At 34.3% G+C, this 18,320-nt stretch carries 12 protein-coding genes and 1 pseudogene; 5 read left to right on the plus strand and 8 right to left on the minus strand.

Features of this window, described 5'->3' with window-relative positions:
- Positions 1 to 430: 430 nt before the first annotated feature.
- Positions 431 to 1,516, minus strand: coding sequence for an NADH:flavin oxidoreductase (locus tag OEW74_RS18405; RefSeq protein ID WP_265429856.1), 1,086 nt, complete (start codon positions 1,514 to 1,516; stop codon positions 431 to 433).
- 450 nt (positions 1,517 to 1,966) lie between these two features.
- On the opposite strand from OEW74_RS18405, the gene egtD reads away from it, so the two are divergent.
- From egtD to OEW74_RS18430, 5 genes are all read left to right on the plus strand, one after another.
- Positions 1,967 to 2,947, plus strand: a complete 981-nt coding sequence (egtD, locus tag OEW74_RS18410) for an L-histidine N(alpha)-methyltransferase (RefSeq protein WP_265429857.1) — start codon at positions 1,967 to 1,969, stop codon at positions 2,945 to 2,947.
- 15 nt (positions 2,948 to 2,962) lie between these two features.
- Positions 2,963 to 4,153, plus strand: coding sequence for an ergothioneine biosynthesis protein EgtB (gene egtB, locus OEW74_RS18415; RefSeq protein ID WP_265429858.1), 1,191 nt, complete (start codon positions 2,963 to 2,965; stop codon positions 4,151 to 4,153).
- 95 nt (positions 4,154 to 4,248) lie between these two features.
- Positions 4,249 to 4,425: a glycine betaine ABC transporter substrate-binding protein gene (locus OEW74_RS18420; RefSeq protein WP_265429859.1), complete on the plus strand. Its 177-nt coding sequence runs from the start codon at positions 4,249 to 4,251 to the stop codon at positions 4,423 to 4,425.
- Positions 4,426 to 4,435: 10 nt separating this feature from the next.
- Positions 4,436 to 5,602, plus strand: coding sequence for a MalY/PatB family protein (locus OEW74_RS18425; RefSeq protein WP_265429860.1), 1,167 nt, complete (start codon positions 4,436 to 4,438; stop codon positions 5,600 to 5,602).
- Positions 5,603 to 5,746: 144 nt separating this feature from the next.
- Positions 5,747 to 9,655: a response regulator gene (locus OEW74_RS18430; protein ID WP_265429861.1), complete on the plus strand. Its 3,909-nt coding sequence runs from the start codon at positions 5,747 to 5,749 to the stop codon at positions 9,653 to 9,655.
- 674 nt (positions 9,656 to 10,329) lie between these two features.
- On the opposite strand, the gene OEW74_RS18435 is transcribed toward OEW74_RS18430, so the two are convergent.
- From OEW74_RS18435 to OEW74_RS18465, 7 genes and pseudogenes are all read right to left on the minus strand, one after another.
- Complete coding sequence (locus tag OEW74_RS18435; protein WP_265429862.1) at positions 10,330 to 10,974, minus strand: response regulator transcription factor; 645 nt, start codon at positions 10,972 to 10,974, stop codon at positions 10,330 to 10,332.
- On the minus strand, positions 10,974 to 11,708 hold the full coding sequence (locus OEW74_RS18440; RefSeq protein WP_265429863.1) for a sensor histidine kinase: 735 nt from the start codon (positions 11,706 to 11,708) through the stop codon (positions 10,974 to 10,976). Before OEW74_RS18440 ends, OEW74_RS18435 begins: the two co-directional genes overlap by 1 nt.
- A gap of 442 nt (positions 11,709 to 12,150) precedes the next feature.
- Positions 12,151 to 13,581 carry a hypothetical protein gene (locus tag OEW74_RS18445; protein WP_265429864.1) on the minus strand — a complete coding sequence of 477 codons (1,431 nt, stop codon included), beginning with the start codon at positions 13,579 to 13,581 and terminating at the stop codon, positions 12,151 to 12,153.
- Between the two features lie 10 nt (positions 13,582 to 13,591).
- A complete protein-coding gene (locus tag OEW74_RS18450; protein WP_265429865.1) occupies positions 13,592 to 16,396 on the minus strand; it encodes a hypothetical protein in 2,805 nt (934 codons plus the stop codon).
- A gap of 11 nt (positions 16,397 to 16,407) precedes the next feature.
- Entirely contained in the window at positions 16,408 to 17,208 is an 801-nt protein-coding gene (locus OEW74_RS18455; RefSeq protein WP_265429866.1) for an Fn3-like domain-containing protein, read from the minus strand.
- Between the two features lie 80 nt (positions 17,209 to 17,288).
- Positions 17,289 to 17,834 carry a peptidoglycan-binding protein LysM gene (locus tag OEW74_RS18460; protein WP_265429867.1) on the minus strand — a complete coding sequence of 182 codons (546 nt, stop codon included), beginning with the start codon at positions 17,832 to 17,834 and terminating at the stop codon, positions 17,289 to 17,291.
- Positions 17,835 to 18,097: 263 nt separating this feature from the next.
- Positions 18,098 to 18,320 (minus strand): annotated as a pseudogene (locus OEW74_RS18465) (peptidoglycan-binding protein LysM); the annotation flags it as partial.

Consider the following 18,320-nt stretch of genomic DNA (forward strand, 5'->3'; position numbering starts at 1 on the left):
TTTAACCTAAAGAATTTGCATATTAACATAGAACATCAGGGCTAAAAGTTTAGGCTATCAATTAATATATTCAGCAAAAATTCATATTACTAAAAACAAAAACGAACTCTCATTAAAAAGTCCGCTTTAGTTTAATTATTAAGAGGCCGTTTAAATTTGATATTTATTTTTAACATTAAGAAATTAAGATCTTTGTCTTAAAAAACTTAATACAAAATCAACGTGTTGATTTCTTAATCATTTCCTGCTTAAATAACTAAATACCTTAATGTTAAAATAAGAATAAACAAAGTCTATTTTAATTTAGAAATCGAAGATTATCTCCTTTCAGTCGATGAATGCTATTTCGACGTAGTCAAAATTAAGACAAAGGCAATAGAAAACCATTCAATAAAAATTTAAATCGGCTCTAAAAGAAAATTCAAATCGGTTATGAACCCGGTCTCACAAAAGTTTGCCAACCTCTCATCGTTTCGATAAAACGTTCACTGAGTCCACCTTCCCGAAGAAAATCAGCCGTCACAGGTAATTGCGGACTATCATACATCGGATTAGCTTTTACCTGAAGCGGAAAATCCCGTTGAAGAATTCCTGCTCTTGCAATTAATACAAAATCACAGCCTTGATCCAGTAATTCTCCGGCTCTTTGTGCGCTCATTATTTTCCCGGCTGTTCCCAAACGAACACCATTTCTTGGCAATTCTGTAAAAACACTGAGCATTGTTTTTCCCTGAAAACTTCCTTCTCTTACAAGCTGCGCCGAATCCCAGAGAGCCAAATCCAGATAATCGATCAATTCTTTATCAAAAATTTCGGCAGTAATTTCACGTAACTCTTCCAAACGAAGTCCGTATCGCTCAATCGACAAACGCCATCCAATCTGAAAATCATTTCCGCAAGCTTTTCGTATTCCTTCAATCACCTCAATGGTGAAACGAGCACGGTTTTCTACACTACCTCCATATTTATTAGTTCTGTCATTCAAGTTTGGAGATAGAAATTCAGATAAAATCCAACCAAAAGCACCGTGAACGGAAACTCCATCAAAACCAGCTAATTGTGCCCTTTTCGCAGCTTCAATAAAACTGTCACGAATTCTTTCCACTTCTTCAGTTGTAATCGCTTTAACATCTTTTAATGTTTTATTTGATGCAGGAGCGGGAATTCCTCCTAAAGATGGAACTGCTCTGTGACCTGCGTGATGCAATTGTACAGCCGATAAAGCTCCACCTTCACGAATTGCTGTAGCCATTTTCGTCAATCCCGGTAAATGTTTATCACTGTGGATTCCCAATTGTCGCTCAAATGCAATTCCTCCGGATTCAACAGTTGATGCACTGGTTTGAATTAATCCGTAACCGCTTTGCGCTAATTGTTCCATCCAAAATTGGTCATATTTGGAAGCTGTACCATCAAAATCACTTTGTTGGCTCGTTAACGGAGCCATCATAAAACGGTTTCTCATCGGCGACCCGTGAAGAAATGTGAGAGGTTTAAATAAATCAGAAACAGACATTTTTATAATTTTTTGGTTTTATGTATCAATTTTATCTGTTGCAAAGTTGAAGTTTTAGGCAGTCGCTAAAAATGGATGATTTTTATTATATAATGGATCTTTTTGAAATACAATGATGAATTAATTGAATAGAAATTTTGCTCTGTCAATTAATATAGTTGTCTATTGGAACTGAATTCTGATTGATGGTGGAATAATATTTATAAGTTAATTTAGAGTTTTGTATTAATTTAAATTCTTTCGAGTTTAAAAATAAATTTTAATTGAAACTAAGATTTTAACTTTAGAATCGATAAAAATATTTTTAAGATTTTCTCAATAAAATAGAAAATGCTAACATCAAACCGCAAATAAAACATATCTTTAAGTTACATGAATTGAAGTTGATAGAGAATAATTCCGGTGGCGGCAAGATACTTGTAGTTACCTAAAAACCAAACAAAATATATTATGAATGTACACTTACAACAGGATATTCAGCTTAAAAATGACCATTCCGATAGCTTTCGTTCGGAAATTTTGGAAGGTTTATCCAATGACCCAAAAAGATTATCTTCAAAATATTTTTACGATAAAACAGGAGATCATCTTTTCCAAAAGATCATGGCGATGCCGGAATATTATCTCACCAATTGCGAATTAGATATTTTTCAGAATAAAACAGACAAAATTATTAAAGCAATTTCTAATATCAATGAATCTTTTGATCTGATTGAATTAGGGGCGGGAGATGCGATGAAATCTTCCTTTCTTCTTAAAAAGTTAGTAGAAAAAGGTATAGATTTTACGTATATGCCTATCGATATTTCGGGAAATATTCTATCTGTATTGCAGAAAAATATGAATCAAAACATTCCCGAATTAAAAGTTTTTCCTTTGGAAGGTGAATATTTTGACATGCTCGACAAAGCAGCTTATATTTCAAAAAGAAAAAAAGTGATCCTTTTTTTAGGTGGAAACATCGGAAATATGGAGATTGAAGAAGCTAAACATTTTTGCGGAGAAGTGAAAAGAAAGCTCAATCCGGGCGATCTATTTCTGGTAGGCTTCGATTTAAAGAAAAATCCACACACGATTCTTGCTGCATACAATGATCCTGAAGGAATTACGGCTTCTTTCAACCTTAATCTTCTCACGAGAATCAATCGGGAGTTAAATGCTGATTTTAAAGTGGAACAATTTCAGCATTATCAGACTTATGACCCGATTTCAGGAGCTTGCAGAAGCTTTCTTGTAAGTCTTTGTGATCAAAAAGTTCAGATAGAAAATCTTTCATTTTATTTCAAAGAAAATGAATTGATTGATATGGAAATCTCACAAAAATTCTCAGAACAGGATATCAAAAAACTGGCAAAAGATTCAGGGTTTCACATTCTTACGGAGATTAAAGATTCCAAAAACTGGTTTGTAGATTCTATTTGGATGTTATAATTTAAAATGATTTTTATGAAAACAGATTCATTGCTAAAAAAAACAAATCCCACAAAAAACTGGGTAGAAAAATATTCTGAAATCCGAAACCATTCAGTGGGAATCTGCAGACCTCTGGAAATAGAAGATTATGTCGTTCAGCCAATTGTTGATGTAAGTCCGCCTAAATGGCATTTGGGTCACACAACATGGTTTTTTGAAACTTTCATTTTACAACCCAATTTTCCGGGTTACGAAGTTTATGATCCGCAATATAATTTTGTGTTCAATAGTTATTATGAAACCATAGGTGCCCGTGTAATTCGCACCGATAGAGGAAATTTGAGTCGTCCATCAGTATCGGATGTTTTTAAATATCGTGAATATGTAGATGAAAAAATGAATCAATTCCTTCAAAGCAATTACCTTACCGAATTTTTGGAATCTCTTTTGGAATTAGGCTTAAACCATGAACAGCAGCATCAGGAATTATTATTGACAGATATTAAATATATTTTAGGACACAATCCGTTATTTCCGGCGTATAAAAAGGAAAGTATTTCTATAAAAGAAAAAGGTGGAGACTCAGAAATGCTTAGTTTTTCTGAAGGAGTTTATGAAATAGGTTTTCAGGGAGAAGGTTTTTGTTTTGATAATGAATTGGGAAGACATAAAGCCTATCTAAATGACTTTCAAATCACCAGTCAATTGGTTAATAACAAAGAATATTTGGAATTTATGAATGCCGGAGGTTATCAGGATTTCCGTCATTGGCACGCTGAAGGTTGGGATTGGGTAAAACAAAATGAAGCAAAATCTCCTCTATATTGGCATTTTATCGATGGAAAATGGATGAATTATACCTTAAACGGTTTACAAGAAATTGATTTGGATGAAGCTGTCTGTCATATTAATTTTTTTGAAGCCTCTGCATTTGCTTCCTGGAAAGGAAAACGTCTTCCAACCGAAGCAGAATGGGAAGTTGCATCTAAACATTTTGAGTGGGGAAAACGCTGGGAATGGACAAATTCTGCGTATCTGCCATATCCCGGATTTAAAAAAGAAGCAGGAGCGGTAGGAGAGTATAACGGGAAATTTATGGTCAATCAAACCGTTTTGCGTGGTGCTTCAGTAGCCACACCAATTGGTCATAGTAGAAATACTTATCGTAATTTTTTCCCGACTCATCTGCAGTGGCAGTTTACAGGAATCAGACTTGCTCAATAATTTCTATCTATGATTACAGTAGAATTGGTTTCAAAAAATTTTAACGGAAAAAGGCAATTGATCATATTTCTTTTCAGGCAAATGATAAAGAAATTTTGATTCTTTTAGGACCAAGTGGTTACGGAAAAACGATAACTTTGAAATACGGAATCGAATGGCTTAAACCTTTAGGATTCAATAATTCTTATGCATTAATGATGCGAACAAAACAGGCAGACGAACTCAATATTAAATATATTTCGGATTTAAAAAATTATCTGGATTCAAAATAATTACCGTAAAATGAAATACAATTTCGACGAAATCATAAAAAGAAGAGGAACAGATTCCGTAAAATGGGATTGGGCAAAAGAAGGCGTTTTGCCGATGTGGGTTGCCGATATGGATTTTAAAACCGCTCCCGAAGTGATTCAGGCAATTTCTGATAAGGTTTCTCAAGGCGTTTTTGGTTATGGAACAATTCCTGAGAATTTTTATCAGTCGATTATCGATTGGTGGGAAAAATACCATCATTTTACCATAGAAAAAGATTGGCTTTTGCCGGCTACAGGAATGCTTCCTTCGCTTTCAGTGATTATTAGAACTTTTGTAAAACCTGACGAAAACATCATTTTGCAAACTCCGGTTTACAACCATTTTTTTGTGATTTTAGAAAATTATGGGTGCAATGTTTTGCTTAATGATTTGAAATATGAAGCTGGGAATTATTCTATTGATTTTGATGATCTGGAAACAAAAGCTTCAGATCCAAACACGAAATTGTTACTGCTTTGCAATCCGCAAAATCCTGTTGGAAAAGTTTGGAAACAAGAAGATTTGGAGAGAATTGCTGAAATCTGTTCTAAAAATAAAGTAATGGTGGTTTCTGACGAGATTCATTCTGATTTGGTTTTCGATGGACTCCATATTCCGTTTGCTTCAATTGCTCAGAATTTTACGCTTGATTCTATAACTTGCGGTTCGCCCTGCAAAACGTTCAATTTTTCGGGTTTTCCAATTTCTTATCTTATTTCAAAAGACAGAGTTATTTTAGAAAAAATTCATAAAACTTTAGAACTTCAGGAAAACAGTTATCCAAATCCTATTGCTTTAGAAGCTCTTATTTCTGCCTACACAAATGGACACGAATGGATGAGCGAACTGAAAAATTATCTTTACGAGAATTTTCTATTTCTAAAAGATTTTTGCAATGAACATTTGCCTCTAATAAAAGTAATTCCGCTGGAAGCAACATATTTAGTTTGGTTGGATTGCAGTTCATTGGGTAGAGGTTCAGATGAATTGTCAAAACTGCTTTTAGATGAAGGCAAAGTCTGGCTCAATTCCGGAACAATGTACGGTAAAAACGGCGAAGGTTTTCTGAGAATCAACATAGGGTGTCCGCGTATACTTTTGGTGGAAGGATTGAAAAGATTGCAAAATGTTATTAATAATCTTAAAGTAGATTAAGCGCTATTAATGCTTTTGAATAAAAAAGAATCATTTTTATTGGTGAGCTTATAATTTGTATTTATAAATAAAACTTTTATAAAAAATTATTTATATAAATCTTATATTGATATTTATTTATTTTTAAATAATTTAGCCGCTAATATGATGAAGAATATCCTTCCTGATAATGAGATAGGAAGATTGAAAAAATTAGAATTTTTTGATCTCCTGAACTTAGGCAAAGATCCTCAATTTGATGTTTTTGCAGAAACGGCATGTCTTATAGCAGATTGTCCTGCTTCTTTAATTGCGATTATGGAAAGCGTAACACAGACCATCCAAAGCTGTATAGGTCTTGAAATAGATTCTGTGGCGCGAGAGAATACGGTTTGCCAGTATTCGATAGCAAGCGGAGAAGTGGTCATTATTAATGATACGCTTTTGGATGACAGATCCCGAAACAATCCATTAATTTTGCAAGGAGGGATAAGATTTTATGTAGGTATACCATTTATTGACGACGAAGGTTTTGCATTAGGAACAATCTGTGTGATTGATTATAAGCCGAGAACTATTACAGAAAGTCAGATTACAGCACTCAAAAAGCTTGCAGATGTAATTTCTAAGCTTCTAACGGCAAAGAGAAAGACCGTTTATGCAGAATATTTTCAGCAACTCTTTAATATATCCAATAATCTGATCTGTGTTTTGGATGACGAATTGAAGTTTAAGGACTTCAACCCCGTTGTAGAAAAAATATTTTCATTAAAAAAAGAAAAAGCGATTGGGCTTAGTTTTAATGAAGTTTTTGGAGAAGGTAATAACAATCTTTCAAAGTTTAAAGATCTTTCAGAGAATGACCAGGAGGTGTCTTTTACTACTTCTACAGTAATTGAAGACGGAAGTTCTGTGATTGTAGAGTGGCTGTTGAAACCCAATCAGGAACTTTCTGAAATTTTCTGTTTCGGAATCAATATTACTGCACAGAGGGAAGAAAAACGTCAGTTGGAAAGCTCAGAGAGACGTTTCAGGAGTTTCTTTGAAAATGCCATCGGTTTGATGAGTATGCATGACATGGAGGGCAACATTATTTCTGTTAACGAAAAAGGTAGAGAAACGCTTCATTATTCTATAGATGAGGTGAAAAATTTAAACCTTAGAAACCTTGTTCCTGAACATAATTGGGCTTCTTTAAGCCTCTATCTTGATAGGATTAATAAAAATAAAGAGGATTTCGGAACCATGATTCTTAAGGCAAAGAATGGGGTAGAACAGATCTGGATGTACCATAATGTTGTTGAGATAGATGAAGAAGGAAAACCTTATGTAATAAGCACAGCATTGAACGTTACCGAAAGGGTGACTTTAGAGAAAGATTTAATTCATACCAAAAAAATGCTGGAGCAGACAAGTTCTGTAGCTCAAGTAGGTGGTTGGGAAGTAAATTTGAAAAAAGATACCGTATTCTGGTCTCAAAGTACCAAAGAAATTCATAGGATAAATAAAGATTTTCAGCCTAATTTTGAAAATGCTATTGGTTTTTATAAAGAAGATAGCAGAGAAAGAATTAAATTTTTATTCAACAGAGCGGTAACAGAAGGAATTCCGTATGATGATGAATTTCAGCTCGTGCGTAATGACGGTGTTACGATCTGGGTAAGGGTAAAAGGAATTCCGGAATTTGAAAATGGCGTTTGCAACAGGGTTTATGGGATCATTCAGGATATTGATGTATTCAAAAATATGTTCCTCGATGTTGCTAAAAAAGAAGCAATGATGCAATCGTTCGTAACGTATGTTCCGGTTGCCGTGGCGATGTTTGATAAAGATCTTAATTATATTTCTGTAAGCAGCAGATGGAGAGGAGAATTCGAAATGGATAAGACTGATATTATCGGAAAGAATCTTTTTGTAGTATCGCCAAACATCCCTGAAGAACGAAAAGAAATTTATCTTGCGGCTTTGCAAGGTAAAACTTATATAAATGAAGATTTTGCGATTAATGTTGATGGTAAAGAAGAAACTCAGCATTTCGACCTTAAGGTTGGACCGTGGTATCTTTCTGATAACGAAATCGGAGGGGTGATTGTCTCTGTACAAAATATTACCAATTCTGTACACACCAACGAAGAACTTAAAAATGCAAAAAAAATGGCTGATATCGCAAGCAAGGCAAAATCAGAATTTCTTGCAAATATGAGCCATGAGATACGCACACCTCTCAATGGTGTGATTGGGTTCTCTGATCTTCTTTTGAAAACTCCGCTTAACGATATTCAGACTCAATATCTTAATTATATTAATGAATCTGGGGAAAACCTACTGAACATTATTAATGATATTTTGGATTTTTCTAAAATAGAATCTGGTAAAATGGAGCTTCTGATAGAGAAAAGTGATGTTTATGACATGGTAAGTCAGGTTATTAATGTAATTCTGTATCAGTCTCAGAAAAAAAATATTGAACTTCTTCTTAATATTGAGCAGGGACTTCCAAAAACCTTATTACTTGATGAATCCAGATTAAAGCAAATCCTTATCAACCTCTTGGGTAATGCAGTAAAATTTACAGGAGAAGGCGAAATTGAGCTGAAAGTAGAAAAACTCCGCATGGATGATAGCAATATTGTTCTTCGATTTTCTGTAAGAGATACAGGAATTGGCATACCTATCGAAAAGCAGAAACATATTTTTGATGCTTTTACTCAGGAAAACAGCTCTATTAGTAAACGTTACGGAGGAACCGGTCTTGGTCTTACTATTTCAAATAATATTCTTGGATATATGGGAAGTCATTTATCGTTGATCAGTACTCCTGAAAAAGGTTCTGTGTTTTTCTTCGATATTGAAATTCCTTACGAAATATCTGAATTGAAAGAAGACGAGGATCTTACTATAAAAAAAGTGCTTGTGGTAGATGATAATGAAGCAAACAGAATCATTCTTCAACACATGCTTACCTATAAAAATATAGAATCTACACTTGCTGCCAACGGAATGGAGGCTTTACAAATATTGCTGAAAGGCGAGCATTTTGATGTGATATTGATGGATTATCACATGCCGATAATTTCCGGTTTGGAAACAATTGATAAGATCAAACAGTTATTTAATGAACGGAATGAGACTTCACCATTGGTAATTCTTCATACTTCTTCAGAGGAACACGATGTCATTAATTCTTTCCGTAAGGAAGACAATTCTTATTTTCTTTTAAAGCCTATTAAATCTGATGATCTTTATAAAACACTTAGACGTGTGGCACAAAATAATGTGACAGAAGTTATTGCTCCGGAACATTCTGAAAAAGCTGAGTTTTCTTTTATGAAAGAACTTGAAGTACTATTAGTAGACGATAACCCGGTGAATATGGTTCTGAATAATAAAATGATGAAATCACTTGCACCCGATGCGCATCTTACAGAAGCGGTAAACGGTCTCGAAGCTTTGGAAGAGTGTAAGAAAAAAGATTTCTCTATTATTCTTATGGATGTACAGATGCCGATGATGAATGGTATTGAAGCTACACAACAAATTCGTCTTTTACCAGGATATAAAAATGTACCTATCATTGGTGTTACAGCAGGAAATGTTTTGGGAGAAAAAGAAAAATGTCTGGAATCTGGCATGAACGATTTTCTGCCAAAACCTTTGCGACAGGCAGATCTTTTAGAAATGCTCAAAAAATATATTGCCATTAAAGAAGATAAAAAGGTTGAAACTGAAACAGAAGTATTAACCGGGAAATATATCAATATAGATATGCTGAATGAGCAGATTGGTGGTGATGATAATTTCAAAGAAGTATTTTTAAATCTCGTGATTAATGAACTTTCCCAGACAGAGACTAATATTGCTACCATAGCAGCAGAAAAAAATGCCGACGACGCTAAAACAATTCTTCATAAGCTTAAAGGCACTGCCGGAACCGCCGGTCTTTTCAGGCTTTCAGGCTATGCATTAAAATGGGAGAAAGAAGCTAATGAAAATATTGATTTTTCAGCGATGGAGAAAGAAATAAAAGAAGAAATAAGAATAGGATTAGATATTATAAAAAGTTTATTAAAATAAAAGGCAATGTTAATTTTTATGTTGAAGATAATTATTTGATTATCAGAGTAATTTGGTGATAATTATTAAAAAGCATTATATTATTTTAATCTGAAATGGCAAAGAATCAATTAATACATTTAAAAAAAAGATGTTGATTTGGCAATTAACGATGCCATGATGCCTTTTGTTTCAGGAATTTAAAAATAAAGCAATAAAAATTTTATCATAGATAAAATCTTTGCGCCTAAATTGCGTCTTTGCGATTAACTATTAAATTTTAAAAAGCTTAGAGTCTGTTTAAATTTGATATTTATTTTTAACATTAAGAAATTCAGATCATTTACCTTAAAAACCTTATAACAAAATCAACTGGTTGATTTCTTAATTATATCCTGATTAAATAACTAAATATCTTAATGTTAAAATAAGTATAAACAAAGTTTATTTTAATTTAGAAATCGAAGATTATCTCCTTTCAGTCGATGAATGCTATTTCGACGTAGTCAAAATTAAGACAAGGCAATAGAAAAACATCTAATAAAAATTTAAACAGGCTCTTAATATAAAGAATCTATCCGTTCAAAGTAATTTCATGAAATATTTTCTGAAGGTAGGGGAGTGAAGAATCTTGTTGTAATCTACAAGATCTTACGATTTTTTACGGGTTAACAAAAAAAAGAATAATAGAATGTTTACTGATTATACAGCCTAAGAATCTCCACCAATTCTGGTACAGATCGTATATTCAGTTTCTCAAACAATCTGTTTTTGTACGTACTGATTGTCGATGAATGGAGATTAAGCTGATTAGAAATTTCTTTGAGAGAAAGACCTTCTGCAATCTTATTAGCAATTTGCAATTCGCGGTCTGATAATGCTTCAAAGGGTGAATTTTTTGTCGTGCCGTTCAATGATTCTAAAAACATCGCTTCTTTTACCTCGTGACTTGCATATCGACCAGTATTAAGCATTGCCGTCAAAGCATTTTCAATTACTGCACTGGAGCTTTGTTTGCTTAAATAACCACCGGCACCCATCTTTAGATAACGTATTGCATACAACTCTTCATCTTGAGAAGAAAATATGAGAATTTTTAAGTCGGGTTGATGCATTTTTATATAATCGATCGCTTCCTGCACAGAACCATTAGGCATATTAACGTCCATAATGGCAAGATCCAATTCTTCATTCAGAACTGCTTTATACAACGATTTATAATCCTCTACTTCTGTAATTATTGCTGTAGGTAAGAGCCGTTTGATGGTTTGTATCAAACCCATTCGTACGATACCATGATCGTCTGCTACAATAATGCGAACGTTTACTTTTGGAGCCATTATTCAGTAAATTTACTTAAAAAAAGAGAAACCGTGGTGCCTTTATTTTCTGCGGAAATGATTTGGATGTTTCCCTGCAGCAAGGATACAAAATTTTTAACAATTTTCAAACTTAATCCAACTCCTTTCTCGCCGGAAGTTCCCTGAAATACAGGGTTATCATAACTGTAGATTGCCGATAAATATTTTTCAGCTATTCCCGTTCCGGAATCTATGACAGAAAGTATGACCTGATCACCTTCTGTAGCTTCCTGCAGATAGATATCTTGTCCGGGCAAAGAGTATTTTACCGCATTATTGAGAATTTTGTCTAAAACATATTCGAGCAACAAACGATCGGTTGTAAGAAATTCATTGGGATCTCCTTTGAAATGAAATTTAATGCTTTTTTCTTTTAATTGAGCAGCATATTTTTCTTCGAAATGGTGAAAAAGATCAATTACCAGGATTTTCACAGGTTTAATCTTAAAGTTTCCGTATTGAGTTTTTAACCAGGAAGTGCTGTCCTGAATGGTTTGCAGATTCTTCCGGGCATCGCTTTTTATCTGCGGCAACAATTTAAAAAAATCTTCCTCATTAATGGTCTTATCTTCCAGCGCTTCTATAAGCCACAGAAAATTTCCAAACATTTCTTTTGAATCATGAGACAATATAGAGATCAGTCCGTTCTTAAAACTGATTTCGTTTTCCAGTCTTTCGATTTTTAATTGTAGTTCGTTGATTTGGTCATTCATAAATTAAGTATCATGGGCTTTAAAAAATCGAATCCAGTATTTTTTAAAGTATAGTTTATTATTTATTTATTTATTTATTTATTTATTTATTTATTTATTTCGATTTCTACACAAAACTATTTTAGAATCATATCGACAGGGTTTGTTTTTAATAAAGGTTTGGTTAAAAAGTCCGGCATTTCTGCTTTCACACACTTTTATTTATCACAGTAAAATTCCCTGTTTACAGTGCAATAATAGGTATTTTGATGGTTTTTTCCAATACTTTTTTTGGGGTTACTTCAATGTCTTTCATAAATGTCCATATTAATAATATTTCTAATCACCACTCATAAATATCATCGGAAGAGATGTACAAAAACAAAACACGACGCTACATAAGTAACGTCGCAAATAGTATTTTTATTTTTATAATGTTTTCGAATAGTTTTAGTAGGAAGTATTAAATTGCCGTAAAACTGTAATAAACATTGATGGAGTATGTGGTATTTTCTTTCCCTACCAAACTTTGGGCACCTGTAGGAGGTATAGTATATCTTACGTTCAGCTCTCGGTCCAAAACTGGTGTTCCGTTAAAAAGTATTTTTTGAGGAGTTTTAGATAAGGGAGTATCTACAGAATTTCCATCTATGCCAATTTGCAAAATGTTGGAATTAATGTCTGTTTGCAGACCGCCTTTCTTGAAATAATTTTCGTCCGATTTTACATACAGTTCAAAACTCTCATTATTGGACAATACAATTTGGTTTGGAATTATTTGTGACTGACCATTGGTGTAATGAGCAGCTGTATTAAAATTAAAATTTACATTTCTCCCGGAACTTGGAATGGTGATCTCCGACCGAGGAAGAACCTTTAATTGAACAGCTGTATTTTGCAAACTGTTAATAGTATTATCTGTACTTGCGGCATTGAAGTTTAATTCAAAAGTATAAGTTCCGGCTTCAAAAAAATAGTTCTTAAAATCTTCCGCCGAAACATAGAGCATTGGCGTGAAGCTGTTTCTGTTTCCCGCTACAACACTGAAATTGGCAGGGGAAAAATTCTGAAAATTGGCAGATAAAGATTTAGTTGTAAGTGGAGATCCATTACTACCTAATTTAATACTTGCTATACTTCTGGTTCCCGAAACACCTTTAGAAGAAGTGAACTGAATATTTGCGGAAGCAGCTTTTGCCCATAAATTAAAATCGACCGTATTCGCAATTTCCGTATTCCCCAAATCCCACACTCGTGTGCTTGTATTGCGATATTCATTCAAAGAAGATATTTCAATATATTTTGTTAAAGAGGTTGTGATCCATCGTATTGATGAAGGAATAACTAAAATTGTTTTAAAATTACGTGGTGTAAAGTCGTTGTAATTCTGAGTAATATCCATGGAGTAATTTCCGGCTCGGAATGCATTTGCATTAAATTGTGAGGCAGGGATTTTAAATGTAAAATTGATATTTCCCCTGTTGAATCCACCCCCAAAACTAGTTGTTGGCGGTTCAAACCATTTTAAAGCACTTGTGCTGAAAGACTGAAAACCAGGCAAAGAACCCGAAAGTCCTACAGATGGTAACTGTCCACCCATACTTTCTAACTGCCATAAAAGAGTGGAGCTGGGTAAAGTAGATGAGGAAGAAGAGTGGGTAAAAGTAGGCCCGGAAACAGAGGTAAATGTAGGAGCTATTGGGAGTAATCCTAAAAAGGTATAATCCCAGTTTGTTCTGTTGGTATTCATTACCCTTGTAGGTACTGAGGTAAATTCAGTCCTGTTAAAAATATTATTTTCAGGAATCGACAGGTACACATCCTGAGCTTTTGTGACTGTAGATCCGCAGAACACGGTAAAAATTCCTATTAAAAAAGCCCTTATCTTTTTCATACTTTTAAATTTAAAACTTTTTCACCTTAATGGTGGTGTCTTTCTTCTTATATTCAAAAACCACAGTTTCTGAAAAACCTTCTTTTGTTACCTGAATAGTTTGGTTGGGTTGTGTATAGCTGTATTTGTCATTTTCAATATAGAGATTGTATTTTCCTTCTTTCAGGAAAAACTCAAATTCATTTTTTTGATTAACCACAGCAGTATGAATTACGCCATCTTCACCTTTTGCATACACCACGATTCCGGTTACATCTGTTTCCAAAACATCGTAGGCTTGTTTAATCTCTGTTAATTTCCCACTTACCTTACTGTTTTTTACCAGACCTACTTTACGTTTGATATTTTTATTTACCATAATTACAGGATCCATCATTAATCTGGCACCCGCATTTTCATTCACTTTCACTGTGTAAATCCCTTCAGGCACATTCTGAAAAACTACTTTTCCGTTCTTATCTGTCAGTGCAACAAAATTGTCGAGTTTTACTATTTCATTTGCAAGAACCGATTCACCCGTCTCCAGAAGTCCATTAGAGTTTTTATCTTCAAATAACTGAAACGTCACTTTATGATTTCCAAGAGCCGTAGCTGCGGTAAAATATTTTTTAATCCCAAACCTGAACTGGTAAAAATTGCCACTGCTTGTATAAGCGCCCATAGATTTATAACCGGAAAAATTAAAATAACCTGTGGAAGACCATGATGGTGAAATCTTATATTCCAGATTACCACTGATATTGCTGTTTAAGTTTTTATAAAGTTCAGAATAGTAAGTTCCGGCTGTTAAAGATCCGCTCAGATTATTTTTAAGCATCTGAAAATTATACGAGGCGTATACATTGTAGTTGGCAAAATTACGGTCTGCATTGTAATAAGAATTTAAATCAAATACATTAATTGCATTCCACTGAGCTGTTCCGTTAAGAGAGAAAGATTTATATCTGTAAGATAAAGTTGTTCTAAAGCTATTAAACCAATCGGCATTTTTGTTCTCTTTTGAATAAGAATATTCCGCTGTCAAGTTCAATCCGTGAGCGCCAAATGTTGTACTTATGTTGGTCTCCATTCGATACGAGAAAAGTTCCTGCGATGTGTAATAATTAGCCGTTTTCTGCTTTTCAATTTTTGGAGACAATAAGAAATTCCACTTTTTTAAAGCAAACTGGTAACCTGATCCAAAAGCTTCTGTACTGTTGAAATAATAACGCAAATTACCCGTATTCTCAGGCTGGATTGGCGCATTCTGGAAACTTAGGAAGTCCGGGTCTACCTGTGAATTCTGATATTGTATAAATGCACGTTGAGAATCAGAAAATTGGCGGCCGATTCGCTGATTTGAAAAAAAAGATCCTCTTTTGATTCCCGCATAACTTTTGGTGGCAAAGGAATTAAGAGATTGTATATCCCATTTCCCTACTTTTCCCTCATAATTTGCTCCCATTGAAGCTCCTGCGTTTTCATCTTTGTTCACAAGACCTTTTTCGTTACTGAAACCTAACTCAGTACGGATTGTGTGTTTATCGTTAATTAATAATGATGTTGTTGCGTTCGCTACCTGTGTATCTACGTTAAAGCGCGGATCATGGTCGAATAAATAGGATACTTTCCCATTAAAGGATTTAGCATTCCCAAAACTATATTTTCCACCCACTATTTTAGATCCTTCTGTCTGTTGGAAATAGGTACCATAAAGGTTGTAATTATTTTCCAGCGCAAGAACTTCAATCTGATTATTTTTACCAAATTTGGTAGAAAGCTTCCCACCTCTTCCAAAAACCGGGTAGTCGTAATCGTTACTATTAACATTCCCAACTCGCAATGCCGTATTTTTTTTCTCCAGTTCCAGCCAGGTATCGTATAGGTTATAAAGTCCTTGTTCATGATAATAATCTGCACCAATATTGAATCGGGATTTCAAGTTTTCATTTACTCGAAAAGTTGTGTTTCCTCTCAATTGAAGAAAATTAAAACCCGAGCTGTTTTCGTTATAGGCAATTTCCGCAAAATTACTTCCGTTCATCGTTTCATTTCCTCTGGCAATTTGTCTGTTGTTTGATAAAATAACTAAGTATAGCGTGTTGCTTCCAACAATTTCATTATTAAGCAGGTCTGTTGCGGTTGCATTAATATTAAATTCCGGGAAAAGCGTATTCTGTTTTCTGACTGTAACTTTGATCTCAACCGTTTGTTTTTCTAAACCTTCCAGAGATATGGTTTGTTGTTTTGGCATCATTTCCAAACCATCAGGAATGGATTGCAAATCGATCTTAACCGTTCTTTTGCTATACCCTTGGTTTTCTACAACCAGCAGGATTGAGGAGTCGGGAGAATTAGGATTAATGAAATTTTCATACGATGCCGTATAAATTGCAACATTTTTGTTCTCGTCTTTGTTAACGAAGAATGAGGCACTTTCAGTTTTAACTACCGTTGGAGAAGTGTACGAAACCTGAAATTTTATCTCATTGGATTTCAGTTTCATAAAATCTACATTGGCGATCAGTTTTACAGGAAGATTTTTAGACTGACCGGCACCTAATGTAAAGTCATTTTTTGGATAGAAAAGTAAACCCGGATATTTTTCGTCAGGCATGATATTCTGAACGGTAATTTCTTCAGAACTTTTATTCTCAATAACCAGGAAATTAGTAAAAGTAGAACCTTTTTCAACAGCTACATTGTTGTTTTCAAAATGGATTTCTATATCCTTCTTTTCTTGCGCAAAGGCAAACGAACAATGCAAAAGAACAATTGCAAAAAATAAGATTGTTCTTCTTAGGATTGATATCTGCATTCCATTTTGTGGTTTCAAGACTTAGTTTTTTAAAATTTAAAGTTTTTTTCGCCTACGCGTAAATCATTTGAGCCTGCCATTTTGATAATAGCCACACCAAGAAAGTTCCCTGAAATGTTTTCAGGTAAAGAAAACTGAACGGTCTGATCAGTATTAGGAAGCATTGAGATAGAAATTGCGGGTAGTTTTATTTCCTTACCAGTTTCGGTATTGGTCAATTCAAATTCAACGGTGGCATCATTGATGGTATTTCCATCGTTATGGATGCTTACTGCTACTTTTTTGTTTGCCGCATTCTCATTATTCACCTCTGCAATATTGGTAATATCCAAGCTTTTTGTCTGGTTTCCAGGTGGTGTATAAAAGATGTGAAGTCCAACCTCGAATAAGGTAATAATACCAATCCCGTTCTGAATACGGGCCTGATCTGCCTGCTGAGGAAGTTGAGTAAAAAATAACATGCTGTTTGTAACAGTAGACTTTGATGCGTTTGCCGGAATCTGCATGGTTACTACAATTTCTTTTGTACTTCTAGCCGGGACTGTTACTGAGTTTTCTAAGGTAGACACCCAAGCGGCATTAGAAGTTTTTGAGCTTCCTGCTTCAAGATAAACTTTATTTCCGTCTTCTTCTCTAACCCAATCTTTATAATTGAGATTAAAAACATAATCTTTTTCCGAGCTGTTTTGAAGCGTGACAGTCTTTGTCACTTTTTCTCCCGGATTACCGGTAAAAAACAAACGTGTAGGCGACATAGAGATACTTTGTGCCAGAATGGAAGAAGATCCTGTAAGAATAAAGAAAATGAAAAGGTAAATAAACTTGCGCATGGTGTAAATTGTTTAAAAATAAAGATCCCCAAAACTACTGAAAACGTAGCAAAAGAAAGCTTTACAGGCTAAAAAAAATGTTATAAAGCAGTCGCAGTATACGTAACTGTTTGCGTATAAGTTCCTGCTGGTTTACCTAATATATCTGAAGAAGAAGATTTTGCTGCAGGAATCGTGTAATCTAAATTCAATGTTAATGCGCTTCCAAGCGGAGCATTGGTAACTAAATTTTGATCAGTTGCAGATAAAACGACAGCATTTTTTGTTCCGCCCATTGTTCCTGAAGCTGAAGCAGCTTTGATCGTCAAAACATTTACAGGAATTAAGTTGGTTCCGTTCATGAAATTAGCACCTCCTGCTTTTACTTTTACGTTAAAGTTCTTTGTTGAAGTAACTTTCAAAGAATTCGCTTTAGTAATGGTTTGATCAGAATTATAGTCTGCTGCAGTAGCATAGTTAAAGTCAACGGTATTACCGATTGCTGTACTTCCCGCGTCGATTGAGATTACATCGTTAAGGGTGATATTTACAGTTGTTGTAGCGGTTGTATTTTGAGCATATACATTGTTAGTTCCTAATAAAGTTGCTCCGATAGTTAAGGCTGCGATTGCTATTAATTTTTTCATGGCAGTAATATTGATTTTTAATTTTGTTTAATTGTTCTCTTTTGTATACTGCAAATTTATAGCGGCGATAAAATTTTTTTTGTAGTTGAAACTGGAAGTTGATGTAGTAAAATAACTACACGGATTATTCATTTGGTTTAAATAGAAAAGCCCTCAACACTTCAAGTGTTTCTCTATATCGGTATTAATACATACAAAATCAAAGGCCTCCTGTTGGAAGCCTTCGAAACACCAAATCACAAAATATTAATATGAAAAAAATATTATAAAGCAGTTGCAGTATACGTAACTGTTTGCGTATAAGTTCCTGCTGGTTTACCTAAGATATCTGAAGAAGAAGATTTCGCTGCAGGAATCGTGTAATCTAAATTCAATGTTAATGCGCTTCCAAGCGGAGCATTTGTAACTAAATTTTGATCAGTTGCAGATAAAACGACAGCATTTTTTGTTCCGCCCATTGTTCCTGAAGCTGAAGCAGCTTTGATC

Source organism: Chryseobacterium sp. YIM B08800 (assembly GCF_026163565.1).
GTDB lineage: Bacteria > Bacteroidota > Bacteroidia > Flavobacteriales > Weeksellaceae > Chryseobacterium.